15 protein-coding genes are annotated in these 23245 nt (G+C 50.5%); 7 read left to right on the forward strand and 8 right to left on the reverse strand.

Annotation, left to right across the window (positions count from 1 at the left end; genetic code table 11):
• Nucleotides 1-107 precede the first annotated feature (107 nt).
• Entirely contained in the window at nt 108-1082 is a 975-nt protein-coding gene (locus tag AMF_RS08575; RefSeq protein WP_010268142.1) for a quinone oxidoreductase family protein, read from the reverse strand.
• 114 nt (nt 1083-1196) lie between these two features.
• A complete protein-coding gene (locus AMF_RS08580; RefSeq protein ID WP_225318162.1) occupies nt 1197-3557 on the reverse strand; it encodes a type I secretion system permease/ATPase in 2361 nt (786 codons plus the stop codon).
• A 375-nt stretch (nt 3558-3932) separates the two neighbouring features.
• On the opposite strand from AMF_RS08580, the gene folP reads away from it, so the two are divergent.
• Both folP and carB read left to right on the forward strand, forming a co-directional pair.
• Nucleotides 3933-4739: a dihydropteroate synthase gene (gene folP / locus AMF_RS08590; RefSeq protein WP_037349481.1), complete on the forward strand. Its 807-nt coding sequence runs from the start codon at nt 3933-3935 to the stop codon at nt 4737-4739.
• A 458-nt stretch (nt 4740-5197) separates the two neighbouring features.
• Nucleotides 5198-8503, forward strand: a complete 3306-nt coding sequence (carB, locus tag AMF_RS08600; RefSeq protein WP_012659056.1) for a carbamoyl-phosphate synthase large subunit — start codon at nt 5198-5200, stop codon at nt 8501-8503.
• 1223 nt (nt 8504-9726) lie between these two features.
• On the opposite strand, the gene AMF_RS08610 is transcribed toward carB, so the two are convergent.
• Together AMF_RS08610 and fumC are read right to left on the reverse strand one after the other, a co-directional pair.
• Nucleotides 9727-10119 carry a hypothetical protein gene (locus AMF_RS08610; RefSeq protein ID WP_010265607.1) on the reverse strand — a complete coding sequence of 131 codons (393 nt, stop codon included), beginning with the start codon at nt 10117-10119 and terminating at the stop codon, nt 9727-9729.
• 164 nt (nt 10120-10283) lie between these two features.
• The gene (gene fumC / locus AMF_RS08615; protein ID WP_010268172.1) at nt 10284-11672 is read right to left on the reverse strand and encodes a class II fumarate hydratase; all 1389 of its coding nucleotides are present in this window, start codon (nt 11670-11672) and stop codon (nt 10284-10286) included.
• Nucleotides 11673-11841: 169 nt separating this feature from the next.
• Between fumC and AMF_RS08620 the strand changes: the two genes are divergently transcribed.
• Together AMF_RS08620 and AMF_RS08625 are read left to right on the forward strand one after the other, a co-directional pair.
• The gene (locus AMF_RS08620; RefSeq protein WP_010268175.1) at nt 11842-12492 is read left to right on the forward strand and encodes a phosphopantothenoylcysteine decarboxylase domain-containing protein; all 651 of its coding nucleotides are present in this window, start codon (nt 11842-11844) and stop codon (nt 12490-12492) included.
• A 24-nt stretch (nt 12493-12516) separates the two neighbouring features.
• Nucleotides 12517-13857 carry a dihydroorotase gene (locus AMF_RS08625; RefSeq protein WP_035062455.1) on the forward strand — a complete coding sequence of 447 codons (1341 nt, stop codon included), beginning with the start codon at nt 12517-12519 and terminating at the stop codon, nt 13855-13857.
• 130 nt (nt 13858-13987) lie between these two features.
• On the opposite strand, the gene glmM is transcribed toward AMF_RS08625, so the two are convergent.
• The 3 genes from glmM to radC form a co-directional block, all read right to left on the reverse strand.
• Nucleotides 13988-15346: a phosphoglucosamine mutase gene (gene glmM, locus AMF_RS08630; RefSeq protein ID WP_010268183.1), complete on the reverse strand. Its 1359-nt coding sequence runs from the start codon at nt 15344-15346 to the stop codon at nt 13988-13990.
• 36 nt (nt 15347-15382) lie between these two features.
• The gene (gene lipB / locus AMF_RS08635) at nt 15383-16027 is read right to left on the reverse strand and encodes a lipoyl(octanoyl) transferase LipB (protein ID WP_010265630.1); all 645 of its coding nucleotides are present in this window, start codon (nt 16025-16027) and stop codon (nt 15383-15385) included.
• A 90-nt stretch (nt 16028-16117) separates the two neighbouring features.
• Nucleotides 16118-16810, reverse strand: coding sequence for a RadC family protein (radC, locus tag AMF_RS08640; RefSeq protein ID WP_010268187.1), 693 nt, complete (start codon nt 16808-16810; stop codon nt 16118-16120).
• Between the two features lie 221 nt (nt 16811-17031).
• Between radC and AMF_RS08645 the strand changes: the two genes are divergently transcribed.
• Nucleotides 17032-17316: a co-chaperone GroES gene (locus AMF_RS08645; RefSeq protein ID WP_010265645.1), complete on the forward strand. Its 285-nt coding sequence runs from the start codon at nt 17032-17034 to the stop codon at nt 17314-17316.
• Between the two features lie 47 nt (nt 17317-17363).
• Nucleotides 17364-19013, forward strand: a complete 1650-nt coding sequence (gene groL, locus AMF_RS08650) for a chaperonin GroEL (protein ID WP_010265648.1) — start codon at nt 17364-17366, stop codon at nt 19011-19013.
• 614 nt (nt 19014-19627) lie between these two features.
• On the opposite strand, the gene AMF_RS08655 is transcribed toward groL, so the two are convergent.
• On the reverse strand, nt 19628-20359 hold the full coding sequence (locus tag AMF_RS08655; protein ID WP_010268191.1) for an SDR family NAD(P)-dependent oxidoreductase: 732 nt from the start codon (nt 20357-20359) through the stop codon (nt 19628-19630).
• Between the two features lie 221 nt (nt 20360-20580).
• On the opposite strand from AMF_RS08655, the gene clpB reads away from it, so the two are divergent.
• Complete coding sequence (clpB, locus tag AMF_RS08660; RefSeq protein WP_011114510.1) at nt 20581-23199, forward strand: ATP-dependent chaperone ClpB; 2619 nt, start codon at nt 20581-20583, stop codon at nt 23197-23199.
• Nucleotides 23200-23245: the final 46 nt, after the last annotated feature.

Below are 23245 nucleotides of genomic sequence, written 5' to 3' on the forward strand. Positions count from 1 at the left end.
CCGTACCTTCAAGTTGGAAACACCAGCTTACTGCGACCAGCCGCCCGGGCCTTGGCCAATAACCAGCAAGTGTGCGCACAGCCAATGTTCACACCCAAACGGTCGCATTACATGGTAATGACGCCTAAACCCGACAACTTCCGGTCCTCAAGGTCTTTGTGAGCCTTGGCAATGTCTTTAAACTTGTAAGTCTTGTTAATCTCCGCCCTAATATGCCCCCTCCTGAGCATTTCAAATATCTCCATGGCGGTGAGCCCAAGTTCCAACCTGGAGCGCTTATAGTGCTGAATCGCCGGAGAAGTTATAAACCACGATCTGGCACTCAGCATCGACATACTGACACTGGGCATGCGGCCGGAAATGCTTCCGTAAGATATGTACAGCCCGAAGTGCCCCAATACGCCGAACGACATCTTGCTCACCGCTGCACCTATCGGGTCATACACAACATTCACGCCCCGGTCACCAGTGATCGTCATCACCTCTTTGGTGATGTCATCATCCTTTAGGTTCACAACGTAAGCACAGCCCACCTCTTTCGCCACACCGAGACGTGCACCTGACTCTACAACTCCTATAACCTTGCCGCCTTTGTACCTAGCCCACTGACAGAGAATTTGCCCAACGCCTCCAGACACTCCGTGCACCAGGGCAAATGTTCCCGGACGGATATCATATATTCTGTGAGTAAGATAGTGCGCAGCCATTGCCTTAAGCATGACGGCAGCGGCAACCTCGTCGCTGATGTCATCAGCTATCTTGAACAGGTACTTTTGGTTTATCAATCTGGTCTCAGAGTATGCACCACCGGGTGCAGTGCAGTACCCTACCCTATCTCCAACATTTAGCGCCTCAACACCCGGCCCCAGTTGCCTCACAACACCAACGGCCTCCACACCCAAAACCGCGGGGAAGGACGGCACTTTCCTTGTTCCAGTACGATACTCCACATCGTAGCGATTCAGGCCTATCGCCGTATGTTCAATTAAAACCTCGCCCTTGCCAGGCTCACCAACATCTACGTCAACATACTTGAGGACGCCCGCATCACCATTTCTGTCGATAACAACAGCTTTTGACATACGCTCCACTCCATCTCACCGTACCATATTACATACAACCATTAACAAAAAGAAAAAGATCTCGCATCGGTCATACATCCACACCTATTTAATTCACTTTGTTCCATAAAAGACCTAGTCCTGCTCCGGGACCAGTGACCCAGCTTCCATGCGTACACGGCCGTTATTTTGAGACCCAGCTCCCATGGCAGCCTTAGCACCAGGACTACCGCCACTAATAGGATCGTCGATTTTAGCTCCGTCTGTACTAGCGCCATTTGAAATACGCACCTTTGATGCCGTATCCGGTATACCACTTGTTGCGGACTTCTTGATACGACTGCGAGTTTTCCTTTTGTGCGACTTTTCTTGTACCTTAGAGACACTTTCAGCGCTGCTGCGTTCAGCGGCATTTTTCGTATTACTACGCAGCACACCCGGAGAGCCTGCGTGTGCGTCGGTCGCCGGACTATCAGCCTTTTCACGTGCCACTTGTTCGCGGTCTTGCTCGGGCACAGAATCTTGCTGTGTGACGCCTTCACTCTTGGCCACACTTGCAACCGAGGAGGTGCCGCCCCCTTTTTCTATTGGGCCTCCAGCAGGATGATCTGGACTGCCACCAGATTGCAAGTTTCCAATCGGAGTATTATGGCCGTGTGTAGCGCGGCCTCCCCCCACAGCGTTCTGAGAATCTGCAGCACCCGCAGCGGCACCGCCAACATTGCCGGACGACGCTTCTATTCTAGAAGGCCCTGGACCACTGGTAGGACGCACTCCTGCACCCTCCTGACTACCCGATTCCTTGCTGGTAGGAGGCTTGTTGGTAGTGAACCTACTGAGTATCTCGTCTCTCTCGCCCATAGCGGCCATCATGCCGTCATCCATAACGATTATCTGCTCCACAGCGCCGAGCAACTGCATTTTATGTGTCACAACAAACGTTGTAATGCCCTGCTGTTTCGCATAGGCGAGCGCACGTACCAAGTTTGCTTCTGCCCTTCCGTCCAAATTTGCATTGGGTTCATCCAAAACCAAGAGCCTCACGTCGCCGTAGAACGCCCTGGCTAGCCCCAGCATTTGTTTTTGCCCCCCCGATAGGACCACTCCACTGCCACCTATCACGGTGTCATACCCGCTGGGGAGGTGCAATATCATTTCATGAATTCCAGCAATTTTAGCGGCTTTAATTACCTTCTCTGGGTCAGGATCTGGTGCCATCCTTGCAATGTTGGTTTTAACGGAGGCCTGAAAGAGCTCAATATCTTGAGGTAAATACCCAACATGGCAGCCAAAATCTTCCCTATTCCACGTGTACACATCCGCACCGTCAAGCCTGACAACTCCAGACAGTGGCTTCCATACCCCAACCAAAAGCTTGGCCAGGGTTGACTTCCCTGAGGCACTGGGCCCGATGATCCCAACAACGCTACCAGGCTCCACACCGAAAGACACCCCTTTAATTGTAGGCTTACTTCCCCCATACGGCGTGAAAAACACCCTGTCCATAGTGACGCCCCCCCTAGGCTTGGGCAGCGCCATGGCCTGCTCCCTTTTAGGAAATGCGAGCAGCAGGGCCTGTAACCTTCTGTAGGAGATTCTTGCCGAAAGTAGCATCTTCCAGGTGTTAATCGCAGCCTCAAACGGGGCTAAAGCTCTACCCATAAGAATGGAGGCAGCAATTATGCCGCCGGCAGTTTTATGCCCATGTATGGCTAGCCACGCTCCCACACCGATTACAGAAATTTGCAGAACAGAGCGAACAAACTTCGTAACACCCATAATGACGTTAGACCTGCCCTGAGCTTTTATCTGCAACTTCCTGTTGTGGGTATTTCTATCGGACCACTCGGCAACTATGTGCCTCACCATCCCCATGGCCTCTACCACTTCGGCGTTCCGACTTGCAACATCTATATAGTTGATATTGCGCACGTTTTCCTCGTTAGACTCCTGCATAACCCGCTTGGTCGCCAGCTCATTCCAGATCGCCATCAATACCAGCAGCACTATGCCAACTATGGCTATATACCCTGTGACTGGGTGTATCATGAATATTGCAGCAAGATACACTACCGCCCACGGCATATCGAATAGGGATAGCACGCCAAACCCCGTAATGAAGCCTTTGACCACCCCAAGGTCACGTATTGCTTCACCGCTTGAAGTTGAAGCCTTCACTGAGGTCAAGCTGATGGATCTGGCAATCAGATCGGGCGTGGCTTCTCTATCTATCCAATCCGCAACCTTAGCCATGGTCAAGGATCGGCAAACATCCAACATCGAAGAGCAGACCAACGCGCCTACAGTTACTATGCTTAGCATAAGGAGAGTGGAAGAGCTCCCACTGGAGAGCACCCTATCCAAAACCTGTGAGGTATACAGCGGCAAAAACAGGACCAGGACGTTTATTGCGGAACTGAACCAGAACACAAACCAAAACACGCCCTTGCACTTTTCCAGCGTTTGATAAAGGACGCTTTTTTTCAGCTCCTTCATCGCGGAAAAGCCGAACTTTACACCTTCCACTACATACCCCAAATACCACGGATCTCACGCACTCACAGAGTGGCGCCAGTCGTTAAGCCTCGATATTACTATAAAAGTCTACTTATCATAAAGTAAATTAGTGTTGTACAACCCTAAATCAGGCCTTAGAATACCACTTGGGGTTTGTTCTACTGTTTGTAAAAATGCTACCCGTCGTTGTGTTATCACTGCTTACTGTACTCTCGTTGGTAGCAGGTGTCGTGCTAGCGTCTGTGGGCGGGAGCTTTTACGTAAAGTATAGGAACAAGCTCATGCTTGCAAGAGTGGCGCTGCAGGCAGCTTGCGTCATTTCCGCCGCGTTGCTCCTCAGGTAATGGGTCAAGTGTGGATCCTCTGCGTACTAAAATCATGGGAGTGCTGAATGTAACCCCAGATTCGTTTTCTGATGGAGGTAAGTTCTTCAATAGCGAAAGCGCGGTCGGCCACGCTGCAAGGTTAATAGCAGATGGGGCGGCAGTTATAGATGTAGGTGGGGAGTCAAGCGCACCCGGTGCCACGGCCATCTCTCAGGAGGAAGAGTGGAATAGGCTGAGTGGGGTTTTGCCCCAAGTTGTGAATATGGCACACAGCTCGGGGGTTGAGGTTAGTGTTGATACCAGAAACGCACGCACCGCTGCAGGGGCTTTAGCTCTCGGAGTGGATTACGTAAATGATGTGGGCGGGCTCATGGACCCGGAAATGCTGTCGACAGTGGCGCATAGCAGTGCAAAGATAATCATCATGCACAATTTTGGTATACCTGTATCCATTGCGAGGCCAAAATTGGATATGCCAGAACAATTGGTGGAGGAGATTATCGAATGGTTTCACGCCAAGGTAAGCGCGTTAGTCTCTGCCGGCGTGGATAAGCAGCGCATCATCTTAGACCCTGGTATAGGCTTTGGAAAGTCGCATAAGTGCTCATGGTATATCATAAAAAATGTATCGCACTTTAAAGTGTTGGGTTTTCCAATATGTATCGGGCACTCACGCAAGTCTATGTTCTCCGCAATTTCGGCTGAGCCAGAATCGCGTGATTTTCCCACGGCGGTCGTATCAGCATTTCTGCTGAACCAGGGAGTAGAGTTTATAAGAGTCCATAACGTGTCCCTTTGCAAAACTGCGCTCACAGTCGCAGGCATGCTGATGTAGCTTTTGCGCCCATCCCACAGGAGAAGGCTTCGCCCCAATATGTGTCAGGTAAGGTGGTCCCATGTGCGCCAGAAGCCGTAGCACGCCATTGTGTGCAGATCGCGCGGTGATGGCGGCACAACCGCTGGTGCAGTTACAGACGTCCTGCACAAATTACCAACAGACTTGCGCATCTGGAAATAACTGCGAACCATAAGCTTGCGCAGACTCGCGGGCAACGCTTGGGGAGCCTTGTGTATGTGCGTAATACCCAAGAATTCGCTTCTAGCTACTTCACACGTGCACCTACCAAACCTGCACACACCCAGATACAGGGCGCGCCACGGAACCAACACCAAAAGCGCAGCCAATGCGCAGGAAAAGTTACGCCTTGCAATCATGCGTTGTGCTGCAGTCCCGCTTTGCTTTTTGCCCGCATTAGTAGTAACATGCTGCGAGCTTATTTCCGGGAAATGTGAATGCCAAAGCGCGAAGATATAGAAACCATAATCATTTTGGGCGCAGGACCTATTGTAATAGGCCAGGCATGCGAGTTCGACTACTCTGGCACTCAGGCCTGCAAGGTTCTGAAAAGCGAGGGTTACAGGATAGTTTTAGTGAACTCCAACCCTGCAACAATTATGACCGACCCAGGCCTGGCAGATGCAACATATATAGAGCCGATAACTGCAGAAATTATTGAGAGAATCATCCTGAAAGAAAAGCCCAACGCAATACTGCCGACGGTCGGGGGGCAGACTGCACTTAACGTCGCCATGGAGCTTGTAGATCGTGGGGTACTATCTCGCAACGGCGTGGAAATGATAGGCGCAAACCAGGATGCAATCCGAAAAGCGGAGGATAGAAGCCTATTTCGCAAAGCAGTTGAAAGAGTTGGGGCCAAGTGTCCAAAGAGTACAATTTTAAAGGCTTCAGACCATATAGCCCAGGCGATGGAGTATGTGGGGTTGCCAGCCGTCATAAGGCCCTCTTTCACCCTTGGGGGAATAGGCGGCGGCATAGCGCGCACTGAAGAGGAATTTTGCGAGGCAGTCCAACGAGGGTTTGCGATGTCACCAATTTCCGAGGTTCAGGTTGACGAGTCAATAATAGGGTGGAAAGAATTTGAGATGGAAGTTATGCGCGACTGTCGCGACAATTGCATAGTCGTGTGCTCCATAGAGAACATTGACCCTATGGGCGTACATACGGGAGATAGCATAACAGTTGCACCGGCAATTACGTTACGCGATGAGGAGTATCAGCGCATGCGTAATGTCTCTTTCGACATATTGCGGGAGATAGGAGTGGAAACCGGCGGGTCCAACGTCCAGTTTGCGGTCAACCCCGAATGCGAGGGGGAGATGGTAGTCATCGAAATGAACCCCAGAGTCTCCAGATCATCTGCTCTCGCATCAAAAGCTACAGGGTTTCCCATAGCTAAAGTCGCGGCAAAATTGGCCGTAGGCTACACCTTAGACGAGATAGCGAATGACTGCGCAGTTTCAATTCCGGCATCATTCGAACCAGTGATGGATTACGTGGTGGTAAAGGTCCCCAGGTTTGACTTTGCAAAATTCCGGGTTCCCACGCAGGAGTTATCCACATCTATGAAGTCAGTGGGAGAGGCCATGGCGATAGGTCGGTCGTTTACTGAGGCCCTACAAAAGGCAATGTGCTCCTTGGAAGCGGGGTACAACGGATTGAACGAATTTTTTCCTCCGGGCACACATCTGGAGCAGGTATATGCGGCCTTGGCGGAACCATCACCCAGCAGGATTCTCATGATTGCAGACGCACTGAGAATGGGAATTGGCATAGACAAGATAAACGAGCTCACAAAGTATGACCCGTGGTTTCTCAAGCAGATAGAAATCATAGTAGCTTACGAGCAAGAGGTCAGAAACAATGGGCTACCGCAAACAAAGGCTGAGCTGCTGCAGCTCAAGAAAATTGGGTTTTCGGACGCAAGGCTAGCAGAACTTGGCGGTAGGGATGTCGCTTATGTAGAAAACCTGCGAGACACCCTGTCAGTGAAACCGGTGTATAAGAGGATTGACACGTGCGCCGGAGAGTTCAGAACCAACACGGCTTACATGTACGGGTGTTACGAGGGAGATGCGTTCGGTGAGCCTGAGTGCGAGTCGCTGGTCACAAATAAAGACAAGGTCATAATACTGGGAAGCGGGCCCAACAGGGTTGGACAAGGAATAGAGTTCGACTACACATGCGTACACGCCGCGCACATGATAAAGCAGATGGGGCTAGAAGCCATAATCATCAATTGTAATCCTGAGACTGTATCTACCGATTATGACACATCTGACCGGCTGTACTTCTCCCCACTAACGCGGGAATGCGTCCTAGACATCATAAGCAAGGAGTCCGAAGGGCAGGCTACGGTGAAAGTCATCGTCCAATTGGGTGGCCAAACTCCATTGAAGCTCGCGAAGGTGCTACAAGAGAAGGGCATAAACATCGTTGGAACGGGCTTTGACTCGATCGACCTAGCGGAAGACAGGCAGAAATTCAATGGGCTACTTACAAAACTTGGGATAAAGCAGCCGCACAGCGAAACCTGCAATTCCGCAGACGAGGTGTTAGAGAAGGCACAACGCGTGGGGTTCCCAGTTTTGCTACGCCCTTCATACGTGCTGGGGGGGCAGTTTATGTCGGTAGTACGCACCGAGCAGGCCCTCGCCACATATTTACGTGAGCACGACAAGATATTCGATTCCGGCTCACTGCTTATAGACAAGTTTTTGACCGACGCCGCAGAGGTTGATGTGGATGCAATCTGTGACGGCAACCAAGTCTACATAGCTGGAATCATGGAGCACATCGAGGAAGCAGGCATCCATTCGGGAGATTCCGCATGCTCGCTACCACCATATACCCTCGGGGAAAATACGATAGCCTTGGTATCGCAATACACCAGGCAGGTGGCGCTGGCTCTTAATGTCAGGGGCTTGCTGAATATCCAATATGCCATCCAGGACGGGGAAGTATATCTGCTGGAAGCAAACCCTAGAGCGAGTAGAACCGTGCCGTTTGTCGCAAAAGCCACCGGTGTTCCCGTAGCCAAACTTGCGACTGCAGTAATGCTCGGTGGAAGGATATCTATAAGCAGTGACGCACCAGCGGTAATGTCGTATACGGCAGTCAAGGAGGCTGTGTTTTCATTTTCGAGGTTTGCAAGCGCGGATCCACGGCTGGGCCCAGAAATGAAATCTACCGGCGAGGTCATGGGTATAGACCAGTCCTTTGGCATGGCCTTTGTAAAATCACAAATCGCGGCCGGATACGCACTACCAACGTCGGGCAAGGTGTTTCTATCGGTAAAGGATAGCGATAAGCCGGCAGCGGCGGATTTGGCGCGGTCATTTGTGGACTTGGGGTTTGAGCTTTTTTCAACCACCGGCACCGCTCAGTATTTGGATACGTTGGGCATTCGCACCACGCGCATCAATAAAGTCCGCGAAGGAAGGCCGCACATAGTGGATATGCTAAACAACGATGAGATAGTGCTAGTAATTAACACGTCCGCGGGAATAAAAGCAGTCTCGGACAGCGCGGATATCAGGAGAACCGCAATCATGCGCAGAATACCCCACAGCACAACGCTTTCCGGTGCCAAGGCCATAGTGCTCGCGCTCAGGAACCTAAAATCTGGAGGTGGCCCAGAGGTGGCACCCATACAGGAGTATCACGACAAAAATTCCGGAACATTATCGGAATGTTCAGTGCAGTGGGACCCTGGGAAAGAGGAAGCGACAGCCACGTGATAACCTCCAGATAAAATTTGCCGGCACCCTACTCGAGATTTGCACCTGTGATGACCATCAGCCAATACTGGCATCGCTCTCCAACCTAGCCATAGCGGCCAGAAACAAAGCACACCAGAATATCTCAACCAAAGCCGACCTTACCTCTACGAGGATAACCATGCACCAGACGATCAACCGCCGGTGAGTGCCATGGACATCTTCACATATAAGCAAACCAGCCACAATACACGGTCACAGTGTATTAGTCAGCGTAGTCTATATGGGAAAACCTAACCAGGAGGGTGTGCGCCACGATTGGGCCGTGGTAGCCAGTCAGTCGCTTCTTCGCCGCAACGAGGAAGGCCTAGCTGAAGACACAAATGCCGTTAAAAAGTGCCTTGGTCAACGGGGCAAATCCGGCAAGGCAAGCTAGCTACCCACACAAACGACGAATATCCCAACCAAAGCCGACCTTACCTCCACGAGGAGAACCATGCACCAGACGATCAACCGCCGGCGAGCGCTGTATTTTTCGCTATGATCAGACCTTTATAACTCGCGGCCAATGCCGTGATCCTCTCTACCGTAGGATGACCATGAACCAGACGATCAACCGCCGGTGAGTGTTGTATTTTTCGTCATGACAGGACTTTTTCAACCCGCACACTGCATCCTAACCGCAATAGTCCCTACCGCCCTACTCTCATGGGATGATCAATTACCTCCGGTAAGTGCCACAGACATCTTCACGTATAAGCAAAACCCGCATCCCGGCCGGACACAAAGGGATCGGTCAGCATGGACTCTACCATAGGAAAGTCCTACCAAGAGGGGTACCCCGGGCGAATGCACACAAGGAAAGCAAGCACTGAGCCGGCACCCACCGACCTGGGCCATCCTACAAAAAGCGAAACAGGCATGAACCTAGCACACGCCACAATACAGCCCAACACACCGCCGGGCCACAATGACGCTGAGAATAATAAATAAAAAGAAGGATCACACCCAGAAGCACAGCACCAAAACGAACCGCGGGTGCAACCTACGCAGAACCCACCAAAGTCGGCACAAAACCGAGACGGCTCCGCCCACTTTCAGCAGTGGAACCCCGCTGAGACGGCTGGCTTCTTCCCAGAAACCCGACGAGCAGCGTCGCCACCCAGCACCAAGGACGCAACAACCCAGGCACCGGCCCATGCGGAACATCGACCTACAGGGCAGTTAGTATAAAACTGAGACGATCACCCACCTTCAGCAGCGGCAGAAGAATTTTGCTGAGACGGCTGGTTGCCAGAAACCTGATGCGCCGCAGCATCGCCAGAGACAGAACCGCCACCCAGCACTACCCTCTCTAGCCTCAGAAGCCTCTTCTTAATAATCCTGAGATCTTCCGAAATCTTCTGAGACACGCGCTCTTCCAAACGATCAGCTATGCGGTCATATAGCTCGTTACCAACACCGTCAGCAGCTATCTGACCCACGGGATCACCGTCTTTCATGCTTGAAGCTAGAACCTTCTCCTGCATTTTCATTATGGAGGCAACCACGTCATCGAAGCGGCCCTCGCCGAAGACCTCCTTAACGCTCCCTATGCATTGCCTAATAATTTCCTTATATTCGTCTTCACCAGACATAAAAACGCCACTGACACAACTAGGACCCCGATGGTAACACGTAGCTAAGGTGCGGTCAATTACAAACTTGCGGTATCAGCCAGCGCGCAGCGGTCCGCGCTTCTCCTGTTGGGGCTAAGACGCCAGCCACACGCGCCCCACCACCATAAAACAGGCCACTATATTCAGTCAGGAGAGACCATCTTCCTGGGATCAACTATCGCGTCAAACTCCGCCCCGTCTACTAAACCCAATTTTGCAGCCGCATCCTTAAGCGTCACACGATTCTCAAACGCAAACTTGGAGATCTTTGCGGCGTTGTCATAACCTATATGCCTGTTTAGCGCAGTAACCAGCATGAGAGACTGCCCCAGCATGACGGCTATACGTTCTTTATCGGCCTCTATGCCGCTTACGCATTTTGTCGCAAAGCTCTCACAAGCATCTGCCAACAATCGGACAGAGTTTAGAACGTTATACGCAATCATAGGCTTGAATACGTTCAGCTCAAGGTGTCCGTTGGACCCCCCTACAGAAACTGCAACGTGATTCCCCATAACCTGCGCGCAAACCATGGTGAGTGCTTCGCACTGCGTCGGGTTCACCTTACCCGGCATGATTGACGACCCAGGCTCATTCGCGGGAAGGATGATCTCCCCTATTCCGCACCTGGGCCCAGATGCAAGCAGCCGGATGTCATTCGCTATTTTCATGCAACTGACGGCAAGCGTATTGAGCGCGCCGCTTAGTTGTACCATGGCATCATGCGTAGCAAGCGCCTCGAATTTGTTCTCCGCGGTTATAAACTTCATACCGGTGATGCCCGCAACCTCTTTTGCAAACTCTTCAGCAAAGCCTTTCTTGGTGTTCAAACCCGTGCCAACACCTGTACCCCCCTGTGCAAGCTGATAAACATCCACCATTGAGGACTTGACTCTTTCTATTCCCTTTCTCACTTGGCATTCGTACCCCGAAAACTCCTGACCAAGCGTGAGAGGTACTGCATCCTGGAGGTGGGTGCGACCCGTTTTTACTATGTCTGAAAATGCCACAACTTTCGCCTCCAACGCGCCGCGAAGTGCCTCCAGCGCGGGCAGTAAGCGCCGTTCTACCTCGGCCACGGTAGCAATGTGCATGGCAGTGGGAAATACATCATTTGAAGATTGAGAGTGGTTGACATGGTCATTCGGGTGTACGGGAGACTTGCTACCAACTTTCCCCCCCAGTATCTCTATGGCCCGGTTTGCTATTACTTCGTTGGCGTTCATGTTGGTTTGGGTGCCAGAACCAGTCTGCCACACCACCAGGGGAAATTCCCCATCCATCTTGCCATCTATAACTTCCTGCGCAGCAGCACAAATTGCCTCTCCCACAGACTTTTCTATGCTTCCTTTTCTAGCGTTTACCCGGGCAGCCGCCAGCTTCACCACACCCAACGCCCATATCAAGGGCCGGGGCATTTTTTCCTCTCCAATTGCAAAATTCATCATGGAGCGCTGTGTTTGTGCACCCCAATAGCGTTCAGCCGGCACCTCAATGTTACCCATGCTGTCAGACTCAATCCTCACCCCCATAACAGACTCCTGAAGCTAACAACGCCGCATTATAACAGACTTCCAAACCTCGTCTACAACCAACTCTGTAACATGAGTGCCAGGTAAATTCACTAAAATCTACATATGTTTTGCAAGACTTGGTCAGTAACGTTACTATTCCCACACGTTTAGTCGGAATAGGTGGCCAGTGCGCAGTGTGCTCATTACAGCGGGGTCTACCAGAGAGTATATAGATCCCGTCCGCTACATAAGCAGCGGCTCCTCCGGAAAGCAGGGATACGCTATTGCAGAGTGTATGGGGCTGATGGGTTGGGACGTTAAGCTGGTATCCTGCCCCGTCAGTATAACGCCTAATCACAACCTGTACGAGGTTTTGCAGGTTGAAACTTCCGCACAGCTGCTGGAAACCTGCTTAGACTTATTGCCCGTGGATGTTGCAATATGCACGGCAGCGGTTACAGATTGGGTGCCATACAGACATCCAAGCAAGCTCAAGAAGCGCTCCGTTGATGCTGTTAGCTTGATGCACAGCCCGGACATTGTAAGGTGTATCAGCATATCAAAAAAGAGGCCCAAGCTCGTGATTGGGTTCTGTCTAGAGTCCGAAAATTTGATAGAATCAGCAAAAGAGAAATTGGCCTACAAGGGCTGCGATTGGGTAGTTGCAAACCACCAATACGTGGCAGAGGAAGAGCAAACCATGGGTAGCGATCGCAACAAAATATCCATTGTAACCAGGGATGTTGTGCAGCACTATCCGGTCATGACAAAGCAGGAAGTGGCCAATCTGCTTGCGAAAAATATTGTTGACTATTTTAACGAATTACACATAAGCTAGGTGGGTGTTGTGGGTGTTGCGGACATGTATGCAAATCAATCTTGGGAGTTGCTTGGTGGCGGCCAGCGCCCGGATTACGTCATCGCATATGTGAACGCGCGGGTTATTGACCCCGGGTCCAACACAGACGCACCTGGGTACGTTGTAACTCGGGGGAGGGAAATTTCCCATTTTGGCTTTGGTGAGCACAAAGCTGACGATTTTCAATCAAGCGCAAACGAAGTAATCGATTGTGGCGGGCGTGTTTTGATGCCAGGAATAGTAGACATCCATGTGCATCTCAGAGAGCCCGGTGGCGAGCATAAAGAAACTATCGATACAGGAAGTAGGTCTGCGGCCGCTGGTGGGGTAACTACGGTGGTGTGTCAGCCTAATACATCCCCGCACATAGACAGCGTCATGGTTGCAAAGTACCTGAAGATGAGGGCGTTGGAAAGCTCTTGCGTCAACATAGAGTTTTATGGCTCAATAACAAAACCGTGCGGATCATTGTGCGATATGCGCGCTCTGAAGGAAGCTGGCGCTCTGGGATTTACAGACGACGGGTCGCCCGTGATGAATGCACTATCCATGAAACGTGCCTTCGAATGCGCAAGCACCCTGGGTGTTGTAGTTGCCCAACACGCGGAGGACTGCCACCTTTCTGACGGTGGGTGTATTAACGAGGGGAAGGTCTCACAGGAACTCGGTCTGAAGGGGATTTCTGACCTTTCTGAGAGCATCATGGTGGGTCGCGATATAGAGCTGCTGCGCGAGGTCCCTGGCGCGCGGTATCACGTGCTGCACGTGTCCACGAAAAAGGCTATCGATTTGATTCGTTCCGCAAAAAATGAGGGTCTGCCAGTCACGTGCGAAGTTACTCCTCACCATTTTGCTTTGACCGAAGATGCAGTCAGAGAGCACGGGACCATGGCCAAGATGAACCCCCCACTTAGAACCGAGGAGGATCGTCTGTGCATGGTCGAGGGGCTTGTAGATGGCACGATAGACTGCATTGCAACAGACCACGCGCCTCACTCGTGCCAGGACAAAGCGCTACCAATTTCCAGTTGTGCATTTGGTGTAGTTGGCTTGGAGACCATGTTGCCACTCTCTTTGGAGTTGTATCATAGCGGGAAAATGGGCCTGCTGGAGGTTTTGTCTAAGCTAACTGACAAGCCGTCGGATATAGTAAAAATCCCAAGAGGCAGAATAGCTAAGGGCCTGGTGGCGGATTTGGTTTTGGTTGATTTGGACCATGAGTGGACTGTAGACACAACCAAATTTGCTAGCAAGTCTAAGAATTCGCCGTTTCACGGCAGGACCGTAAAAGGTAAGGCGCTGCGGACTGTTGTCGCCGGAAAAACCGTATACCTGGCTTCCTGATCGCTATATCACAATCGCATCGCTCTCGGCACCATTTTCAAAAAAGGAGTGGCTACACAGCTTGCGTACAAACACTGTTGCACTACCGAGTGCCTGAATGAGTTGCGGCCGCCGGCTTGGATATCACACATTACTGCATTTCTGGCTCAACACCGTTTTCCACGCCCAACTCGCGCAGTTTTATGGAAAGCTCGTCCGCAACCAATGCCACCAACTTGGGATCTTCTCCCTCGATCACACATCTTATAAGCCGCTCAGTTCCAGACCTTCTAAATATTACCCTGCCATTTACTCTCCCCAGCGCTTGTTCTACATCTGACAAAGTAGGCCCTATCAGCCGCGCTATGTGATCAAACTCCATACTATAGGGTATATCCCTATGCACTCTAGGCATTGGAACAAAATCACCAAATATTGAACTCGCGCTTTTATTCTCCAAAAGCATTATTGACAAAATTTGCAGCGCGGCGACCAGGCTGTCGCTAGTTGTGGAATGCTCCCACAAAATAATGTGTCCAGACTTCTCTCCTCCAACGCTACACGAGTGTTGTCGCATTGTGTCCACAAGGTGACGATCACCCACTTCCGACCTGTGCAGCCTCACGCCCAGCTCTCTAGCATAGCTATCTATTGACTTACTCGACATAGTAGTCACCGCTGCGTCGGTAATAGACTTGGTCGCGCGCAAGTGCCGCATGATTGACGCTATTACCTGATCTCCATCAACGAGTCTGCCCTTTTCATCACACACAACAACGCGATCAGCGTCTCCGTCCAGGGCAATGCCAATATCTGCCCCCTCTTCCAATACTTTTTGTACCATACCCTCAGGATGTAAAGACCCACAATTGTGGTTTATGTTTAGCCCATCAGGCTTGTTTCCAATAACCACCACATCTGCCCCTAATTCCCAGAATACTTCGCCACCTATGTGGTATGCGGCGCCGTTCGCGCAATCCACCACTATCTTCATGCCAGACAGCTTCAGCCTTTTAGGAAATGTGCCTTTCACAAACTCTATGTATCTCCCAACCGCACCAGCTATCCTATACACCTTACCCATACCACGTACTTGGGCAAGGTCGCTGCTTAGCTCGGCACGCACGTTAGATTCGAGCACTTCTTCCAGCTCCAGGGGTATTTTTATCCCCTCGCTGTCGAATATCTTCACTCCATTATCCAAATACGAGTTGTGTGAAGCGGAAATCACAACGCCCATGCTGGCACGTAGGTTTCTGACAAGCGTAGCTATGGCCGCAGTGGGCATTGGCCCCAATAGGCCCACGTTGACGCCCATGGCAACCAGCCCAGAAACCAATGCGGACTCTACCATATATCCCGAAATTCTAGTATCCTTGCCCAAAACCACTTGAGTTCCAACCTTTCTGGCTTCAAGCCCTATGGCCATCCCAAGCCTAAGTACGGTTATTGGGTCCATGGGGTATACATTAGCCCTACCTCTAACCCCGTCTGTACCAAAAATATTCACGACAACACCATATAGTTGAGTGCGTACATATAAAACCTATTGCAAGAAGATAGTGTCGAACTTTTGCTGCAGCACGGCATCGAACTCTTCAAAGGGCACGGTAACCCCCAAATCCTGAAGCGACGTGACGTGAGAACCGGCTATGCCGCAGGGCACGATGCCTGAGTAGCAGCCAAGATCTGTGCTAATGTTCACCGAAAACCCATGGTAAGTCACCCAACGGCGGATTGCTATTCCAAAAGCGGCTATTTTCTTCGCTTGCCTACTATACTGCACCCATACACCCGTGTTGTCGTCATCAAAATGGCTATCAATGCCAAACTCCGCCAGTGTGCCAACTACCCACAGCCCAAGGTTACGTACATATAATCTTACGTCACGCTTGTCCCTGCGCCCTAAATGCAACATCACATAAACCACCCGCTGCCCGGGGCCGTGGTATGAATATTTCCCGCCACGGGTGGTGCGTACAACTTGAAACTTGTTCTCAGAAAGCAACTCTCCATCCTTCGCACTGACACCAGCAGTATATACTGAAGGGTGCTCCAACAGCCAGACCATCTCCGATTCTCTGCCCTCCAAAATACCATCAACTCTGGAGGTCATAAAATCCAAAGCTGCTTTATAGTCGACCATTCCGTCAGAAACGCGCCACTCCACAGGGAAACCAAGCAAACTCACAGCACCACGTTGAGGGGTGCGACTCTACAACACAAAATGGTGTAAGTCAACCCTCCGTAGGCATTATGAAAATGCGCCCGAATGGTAGGCTTATAACAGGCCGTTGGTTTTGAAGCTATAGTGCCTTTTTGGTGTAATAATCACATGGTCCACCAGCACTATGTTCATGCTACAGCAAGCCTCTTGCAACCTATTGGTAATGTGTATATCCGCCTTGGATGGCTTGGGATCACCACTTGGGTGATTGTGCGACACTACGATGTATGAGGCATCATGCAAAAGCGACTTTTTTACAACCTCGCGCACGTATAAAGGAGTCTCATCTATAGTGCCAGTATTTTGTATTTCATCTGCGATTATGCGATATTTCTTATTGAGGTACAAAACGCACAGGTTTTCCACGCTTGAGTTTCCTATTTTGACTCGCAAATAATCCAATAACTTCTGCCACTCATTCACTACCACGCCATATTTCATTTCGCCTTTTAGCGTGCGTATCACCGCCTCTCGCACACACAATATTGCGGCAACTGAAGATTCACCAACTCCCTTCACTCTCTTCAGCTTTGCCACATCTGCGTATATCACCTTCGAAAGAGTACCAAACTCCGCGATAAGTTGCTTAGCAATAGGTTTTAGGTCCACGCGACTGCGAGCAGAGCATAAAATCAATTCCAGAATTTCATAGTCGAGCAGTCCGACCCCTTCACCAGATATCAGCCTTTCTCTGAGCCTCGCCCTGTGCCCGAATTTGAGCTGCTCGCATTTTGAACTGTCTCGCATCTCATTGCTCCAAATTAGTTAAGAAATAAACTAAAACCATTTGGGGAAATCCTACGCATTGTGAAAGAACATGCAAGCCAACAGCGCCTCAAGCTAGTAAAAACTAAAAAAAAAATTACCAATCGTGTCCCACCACTCTTGAAATTCAATTTTTCGGCTCCTATATAACCGCCAGAGTTATCGTGACGCGATCAGTCACAAAAAATGTTCGGAGGATAGTTATGAATCTAGCTATGTTGCATGATAATGTTTTGGTTGAGGCTTTGGAAGATAGTGGAGGAAATTCTCCCATACAGCTTCCAGATTCGGCTAAGAAAAAGCCGACCAGGGGCAAGGTCGTGTCTGTAGGGCCCGGTGCTTTGAACAGCGAAGGCAAGGTTACACCCATGTCGGTCAGGGCTGGTGATGTAGTTTACTATCGTCAATGGGCCGGAAACGAGGTAGAGCTCGAAGGAAAGAAGTTCATAGTCATGAAAGAGAGCGACATAATCGCTAAGGAGGCGTAGTCCGGTACGCAGGTTTGGTTTGTTAAGTTTGATTTAGGAGGTTACAAATGGCGAATGTTGTTGTTACGGGCGAGGCGTTAGATAAGTCCATAAGGGAGGTGGTGCGCATTCTGGAGGATGCTGTTGGTTGCACTGCCGGCCCAAAGGGGCTTACCGTTGCTATTAGCAAGCCCTATGGGTCCCCGGAGATCACAAAGGATGGATACAAAGTCATGAAGAGCATAAAGCCCGAGGAACCTTTGGCAGTCGCTATCGCGAACATAATTACTCAGAGCGCGTCTCAGTGTAACGATAAGGTTGGTGACGGGACTACCACATGCTCCATACTGACTGCAAAAGTTATTGAGGAAGTGTCCAGAGCCAAGGCCGCTGGCGCTGATACCATAAGCATAAAAAACGGGATCTTGAAGGCCAAGGAGGCTGTTCTCACAGCTTTGCTATCAATGAAGCGTGAAGTGGCGTCTGAAGATGAGATTGCACAGGTTGCTACTATATCTGCCAACGGAGATAAAAACATAGGTGGCAAGATAGCACAGTGCGTAAGGGAAGTTGGCAAAGACGGGGTAATAACGGTTGAGGAAAGCAAGGGGTTCAAGGACCTTGAGGTCGAAAGGACTGACGGTATGCAGTTTGACCGCGGATATCTCTCCCCTTACTTCGTCACCAACGCTGAGAAGATGCTGGTGGAGTTCGAGAATCCGTACATATTCCTAACTGAAAAGAAAATCAATCTAGTACAAAGCATACTGCCAGTACTAGAAAACGTCGCTAGGTCAGGAAGGCCATTGCTGATCATCGCGGAAGACGTAGAGGGTGAAGCATTAAGTACACTGGTGCTCAACAAGCTTCGCGGAGGCTTGCAGGTTGCAGCTGTCAAGGCACCTGGTTTCGGCGACAGAAGGAAGGACATGCTCGGCGATATTGCTGTAATAGCCGGTGCGAAATACGTGGTAAACGACGAGCTCGCAGTAAAGGTTGAGGACATCACTCTGGATGACCTCGGTACTGCTAAGACTGTGCGCATAACTAAGGATACAACCACAATCATAGGAAGCGTCGACAGCAACGCTGACAGCATTACCAGCAGAATTAGCCAGATTAAGTCTCAGATTGAAGTTTCTTCTTCTGACTACGACAAGGAAAAACTGAAGGAGAGGCTGGCGAAGCTCTCAGGTGGGGTTGCCGTACTTAAGGTTGGTGGCTCTAGTGAGGTTGAAGTCAAGGAGCGTAAGGATAGGGTTGAAGATGCTTTGCACGCAACTAGGGCTGCGGTTGAGGAAGGCGTGGTACCTGGTGGTGGAGCTGCCCTGCTATACACGCTTGCATCTCTGGACGGCATCAAAGGGAAAAATGATGATGAGCAACTTGGTATTAATATCATAAAGCGCGCTGTTTGTGCTCCAATAAAGAGGATCATCAAAAATTCCGGATCCGAAGAGGCTCCGTGTGTTATCCAGCACCTTATGAAGCAGAATGACAAAGAGCTGATCTTCAATGTTGACACCATGAACTACGCCAACGCGTTCGCTTCTGGGGTTATGGACCCTCTGAAGGTAGTGCGCATCGCGTTTGACTTGGCTGTGTCACTCGCAGCTGTATTCATGACCTTGAATGCAGTAGTTGTGGACGTCCCGAGCAAGGAGGACACAGCAGGTGGCGGAGCAGCCGGAGGCATGGGAGGGATGGGCGGATTCTAACCCAGCCTTTTAAGCACATATTTGGGAAGAGCGGGATGGCCGTGCCGTGTGCATCGCCTAGGGGGCCGCTCTTTCCCTGTCTCCCCTGGGGTAATGCCTGGGGGATAGCAGTGTTGATGCAGGCTGCCCGTGGTGGCCGTGCTCGCCACATGAGCGCGCTGCATGTGTGAAAATCCTCGATAATGCTGCATGCGGGCTGGTGTGCAGTCAGCACCATGAGTCGGAGCTTGATTGGTGCATGCTGGTAACCATAAAAGAACTGTAAAATGCAGCCGTGTATAAAAGCGGTCACGTGTAACGTGGTGTCTCTGTACTCTCTGCAGCATACAGTGGAGTTGTGGTGGCACGGCTTTTCCGATTTTCTCCTGTCTTAAAGAGCACATGATGCTTGGCACGAAGCCGGTGCTACGCGGGAGTGCCGTTGGCGGTTATTCCGTTCAAGACACCACTTGTACGTCACCCTTCATGCAACAAAACTCCCTTTTTGTAACCTCCTCGCACCTCTGTACGTACAAAACTTGGCCCGGCAGCAAGTCAGCTAGTCGGTTGTTTTATGATTCGCCTCTGCTTCCGATGCCACACTCGCACAGCAGAGTTGGTGACGTGAGAGCGCGTTATTCTTCCTCAATGTTTTGGGTCAGCTCGTATATTTGGCCAGTAACGCAGCACTCCTCGGACGCCAACTCCACAAATTTGTCTGTGACGCTATCAGGTGCCAGTAATTTGGATTGCTTCTGCGCGGAAAAGATCTGAGAGTAAATGTTGCTGTCAATACTGCACGGGTACACAATGTTTACGCATAGTTTGCTATGCTTGGTCTCCACTGCATACACCTGGACCATAGCCTCTAGGGCCACTTTGCTTGCAGCATACGGCGCAAAATACGAGTAATTAAGTAGTGACCTCGCAGCTTCGGACGTCACAAACACTGCCCTGCCAGCCGGGGCACTCTTGAGAAGGGCGTCAAAATGCTTGATGAGGTACCAGTTTGCAAAGAGGTTCACATTCATCACTTCCTTCCAAACTGCAGGTTCGTATTCCTGCACGGGGCCAAGACCCCCGAGCGACGCGGCCACAGAGATTAAAATATCAAGGCAACCAAACTTGCTCTTCACGGAGAGAGCCAAGCTATGCACGCTCTCATAATCTTGTATGTCTATAGGAGCCAATATAGCCTCACCACCAGACTCCTGTATCTCATCACACAGCGTTTTCAGCTTGCCCATGTTCCGAGCAACCAAAACCACCCTAGCACCCTCCTTGGCAAGCCTTCTGGCTACAGCTGCCCCAATTCCACCCGAGGCACCAGTAATCAACGCCACCTTACCCCGCAAGCGATCAGCCATACCTAATCTTCAAAACCCCTACAAGTGTATGAGTGGGGATGGTAAGCCCTATTCAGGCACTTGACAAGAAATATAGTGCACCTTTATACAGCCGCGAACACGGTGGCCAGGGGTAAAATTCTTCATCGATAGGCCCCTTCACATTTTTTTCTGCAGCTCCATACAAATTTAGTGGAACATGACATATATCTATGTGCAGAAAAGTTAGGCATATAACCATCATGGATCTAAACAAGTTCACCGAAAAGGCAAAGGGTTTCATAATGAACGCGCAAATGTTCGCGGTATCCTCCGGGCACCAGTCTTTGCTTCCAGAGCATCTACTAAATGTAATGCTGGAAGAGGAAAATGACATGGTCGGCAACTTAATATCCTCATGTGGGGCCGAGGTGAGCAAGATCACTGGCGCTCTGTCAACCATGCTGAGTAAGCTGCCGGTAGTAAGTGGCTCAGGAAGCGGGCATTTAAGCCTCTCCAGAGAGATGGCAAAGATTTTAGACGAAGCAGCGAGTTTGGCAAAGCGCAACCAAGATGTGTACGTAACGGCAGAGCGGCTTCTGCAGGCTCTTGTTGTTGTGGAAAGCAGCGTGTCAAGAATGCTGCTAAATGAGGGAGTAACAACGCAGAAGCTTAACGCCTTAATCGAAAGAATGCGCGACGGAGTGAGGGCCGAAAGCGAAAACGCGGAACAGCAATTTGACGCACTGAGAAAGTATACCCAAGATCTGACCGAACTGGCCGCAAAAGGTAAGATGGATCCGGTAATTGGCAGGAGTGACGAAACTAGGCGGCTGATTCAAGTCTTATCCCGCAGGACTAAAAACAACCCAGCATTGATCGGAGAACCCGGGGTGGGGAAGAGCGCAATCGTAGAGGGGCTAGTTCAGGCTATGATTTCCGGCAACGTTCCTATGTGGCTGCGTGACGCGAAAGTGCTCGCCCTGGATTTAGCTTCACTCATAGCCGGAACGAAGTACAGAGGGGAGTTTGAAGAGAGGTTGAAGGCCGTAATAACAAAAATAGTCGCCTCAAACGGCAAAATCATACTATTCATTGATGAGTTGCACATGCTAGTAGGGGCGGGAGCAACAGGCGGTTCTATGGATGCATCTAACATATTAAAGCCTGTTCTTGCCAGAGGGGAAATACGCTGTATTGGCGCAACCACGCTGGATGAGTATCGCGAACATATAGAAAAAGACCCCGCACTCGCGCGAAGATTTCAGCCCGTATTCGTCGCAGAACCAACCACTGGTGATACAATTTCCATACTAAGGGGCCTAAAGGAGAAATATGAGCTCCATCATGGTATAAGAATCACCGACAGCGCAATCGTTGCTGCCGCAACACTGTCTAACCGTTACATTACTGACAGGTTCCTGCCAGACAAAGCCATAGATTTAATAGATGAGGCCGCGAGCCGCGCAAGAATTGAAATAGACAGTAAACCCGAAATTATAGACAGCATAGACCGAAGGATAATGCAACTCAAGATAGAGTCAGAAGTTTTGAAAAACGAAAAAAACGAGGCGTCTCAGCAGCGTCTTGCGGTTATTAATGCGGAGCTCAATGAGCTGAGTTCAGAAGCTGCAGATTTGAACAGCAAGTGGCAGGCTGAAAAGATCAAAATCTCAAAAATGCAGGAGCTGACTGAGAAGCTCGACGGGGCGCGTATCGAGCTCGAACAGGCCCAAAGGTCTGGCAACCTATCTCGGGCTGGGGAGCTAATGTATGGAGTAATACCATCGCTAGAGCAGGAATTGAAACAGCATGAAGAAGTAGCTGGCACTATGCTGAGGAAGGAAATAGGAGTAAACGACATTGCGGCAATAGTTTCACGGTGGACCGGCATTCCCGTAGAAAACGTGATGAATAGCGAAAAAGAAAAGCTGCTCAATATGGAGGCAGAAATAGGTAAAAGCGTTATAGGACAGGAAAGCGCGGTCAGGGCGGTGAGTAACGCGGTTAGAAGATCTAGAGCGGGAGTGCAAGATGCGCAGAAACCCATGGGGTCATTTTTATTCCTAGGCCCAACAGGTGTCGGGAAGACCGAGCTCACCAAGGCGCTAAGCGAGTTTTTGTTTGACTCCAGGTCTGCATTGCTGCGGTTTGACATGTCTGAGTTCATGGAAAAGCATTCGGTCGCAAAGCTGATAGGCGCGCCACCAGGATATGTGGGGTATGAGCAGGGTGGAATGCTGACAGAAGCGGTAAGGCGAAGGCCGTATCAGGTGGTGTTGTTTGACGAGATAGAGAAGGCGCACCCAGACATCTTTAACATATTGCTGCAAGTCCTTGATGAGGGCAGACTAACAGACAGCAAGGGCAAGTTGGTAGACTTCAAAAATACAATATTGGTGTTAACATCAAACATTGGACAGGAAATTCTGGTAAATGGTGCCACAGGCGAAAGCGCAGAAGTCACGCGCCAGAAGGTGCTTGAGGTGCTAAACATGCATTTCCGCCCAGAGTTTTTGAATAGGCTTGATGATATCATCATATTCAACAGGCTAGCCAAAGAACATATAGGGCGCATAGTCGACGTTCAGATGTCCTACCTGCAGAAAATAATTAGTGACAAGGGCCTCACCATAACTCTTCTGCCAGAGGCGAAATCCTGGATAGCAGAGCGCGGTTATGATGTAACCTACGGAGCACGCCCTCTCAAGCGTCTCATACAACACAATATACAAGACCAGCTGGCAGAGTTGCTGCTCTCCGGCAAAGTAAGCGCTGGGGATAGCTTAGAGGGATTTGTGTTGGATGGGGCCCTAGCGATACGGCGGAAGGAAACGCCCACCACGCGCGCAGAATCCGGAGCAAACAGTTACAGCCCGTAGTTTACACATAGGTGGCGGCACTTTTGTATTGTTACAGGCGCTGACA

This window comes from Anaplasma marginale str. Florida (assembly GCF_000020305.1).
GTDB classification, from domain to species: Bacteria; Pseudomonadota; Alphaproteobacteria; order Rickettsiales; family Anaplasmataceae; genus Anaplasma; species Anaplasma marginale.

Bases quoted from the DNA above. Each gene is read 5' to 3' on its own strand.
- AMF_RS08645 (WP_010265645.1), top strand. From the start codon at position 17,032: ATGAATCTAGCTATGTTGCATGATAATGTTTTGGTTGAGGCTTTGGAA.
- AMF_RS08625 (WP_035062455.1), top strand. From the start codon at position 12,517: ATGTATGCAAATCAATCTTGGGAGTTGCTTGGTGGCGGCCAGCGCCCG.
- carB (WP_012659056.1), top strand. From the start codon at position 5,198: ATGCCAAAGCGCGAAGATATAGAAACCATAATCATTTTGGGCGCAGGA.
- groL (WP_010265648.1), top strand. From the start codon at position 17,364: ATGGCGAATGTTGTTGTTACGGGCGAGGCGTTAGATAAGTCCATAAGG.
- AMF_RS08655 (WP_010268191.1), bottom strand. From the start codon at position 20,359: ATGGCTGATCGCTTGCGGGGTAAGGTGGCGTTGATTACTGGTGCCTCG.
- AMF_RS08610 (WP_010265607.1), bottom strand. From the start codon at position 10,119: ATGTCTGGTGAAGACGAATATAAGGAAATTATTAGGCAATGCATAGGG.
- radC (WP_010268187.1), bottom strand. From the start codon at position 16,810: ATGCGAGACAGTTCAAAATGCGAGCAGCTCAAATTCGGGCACAGGGCG.
- fumC (WP_010268172.1), bottom strand. From the start codon at position 11,672: ATGGGGGTGAGGATTGAGTCTGACAGCATGGGTAACATTGAGGTGCCG.
- clpB (WP_011114510.1), top strand. From the start codon at position 20,581: ATGGATCTAAACAAGTTCACCGAAAAGGCAAAGGGTTTCATAATGAAC.
- AMF_RS08575 (WP_010268142.1), bottom strand. From the start codon at position 1,082: ATGTCAAAAGCTGTTGTTATCGACAGAAATGGTGATGCGGGCGTCCTC.
- AMF_RS08580 (WP_225318162.1), bottom strand. From the start codon at position 3,557: ATGAAGGAGCTGAAAAAAAGCGTCCTTTATCAAACGCTGGAAAAGTGC.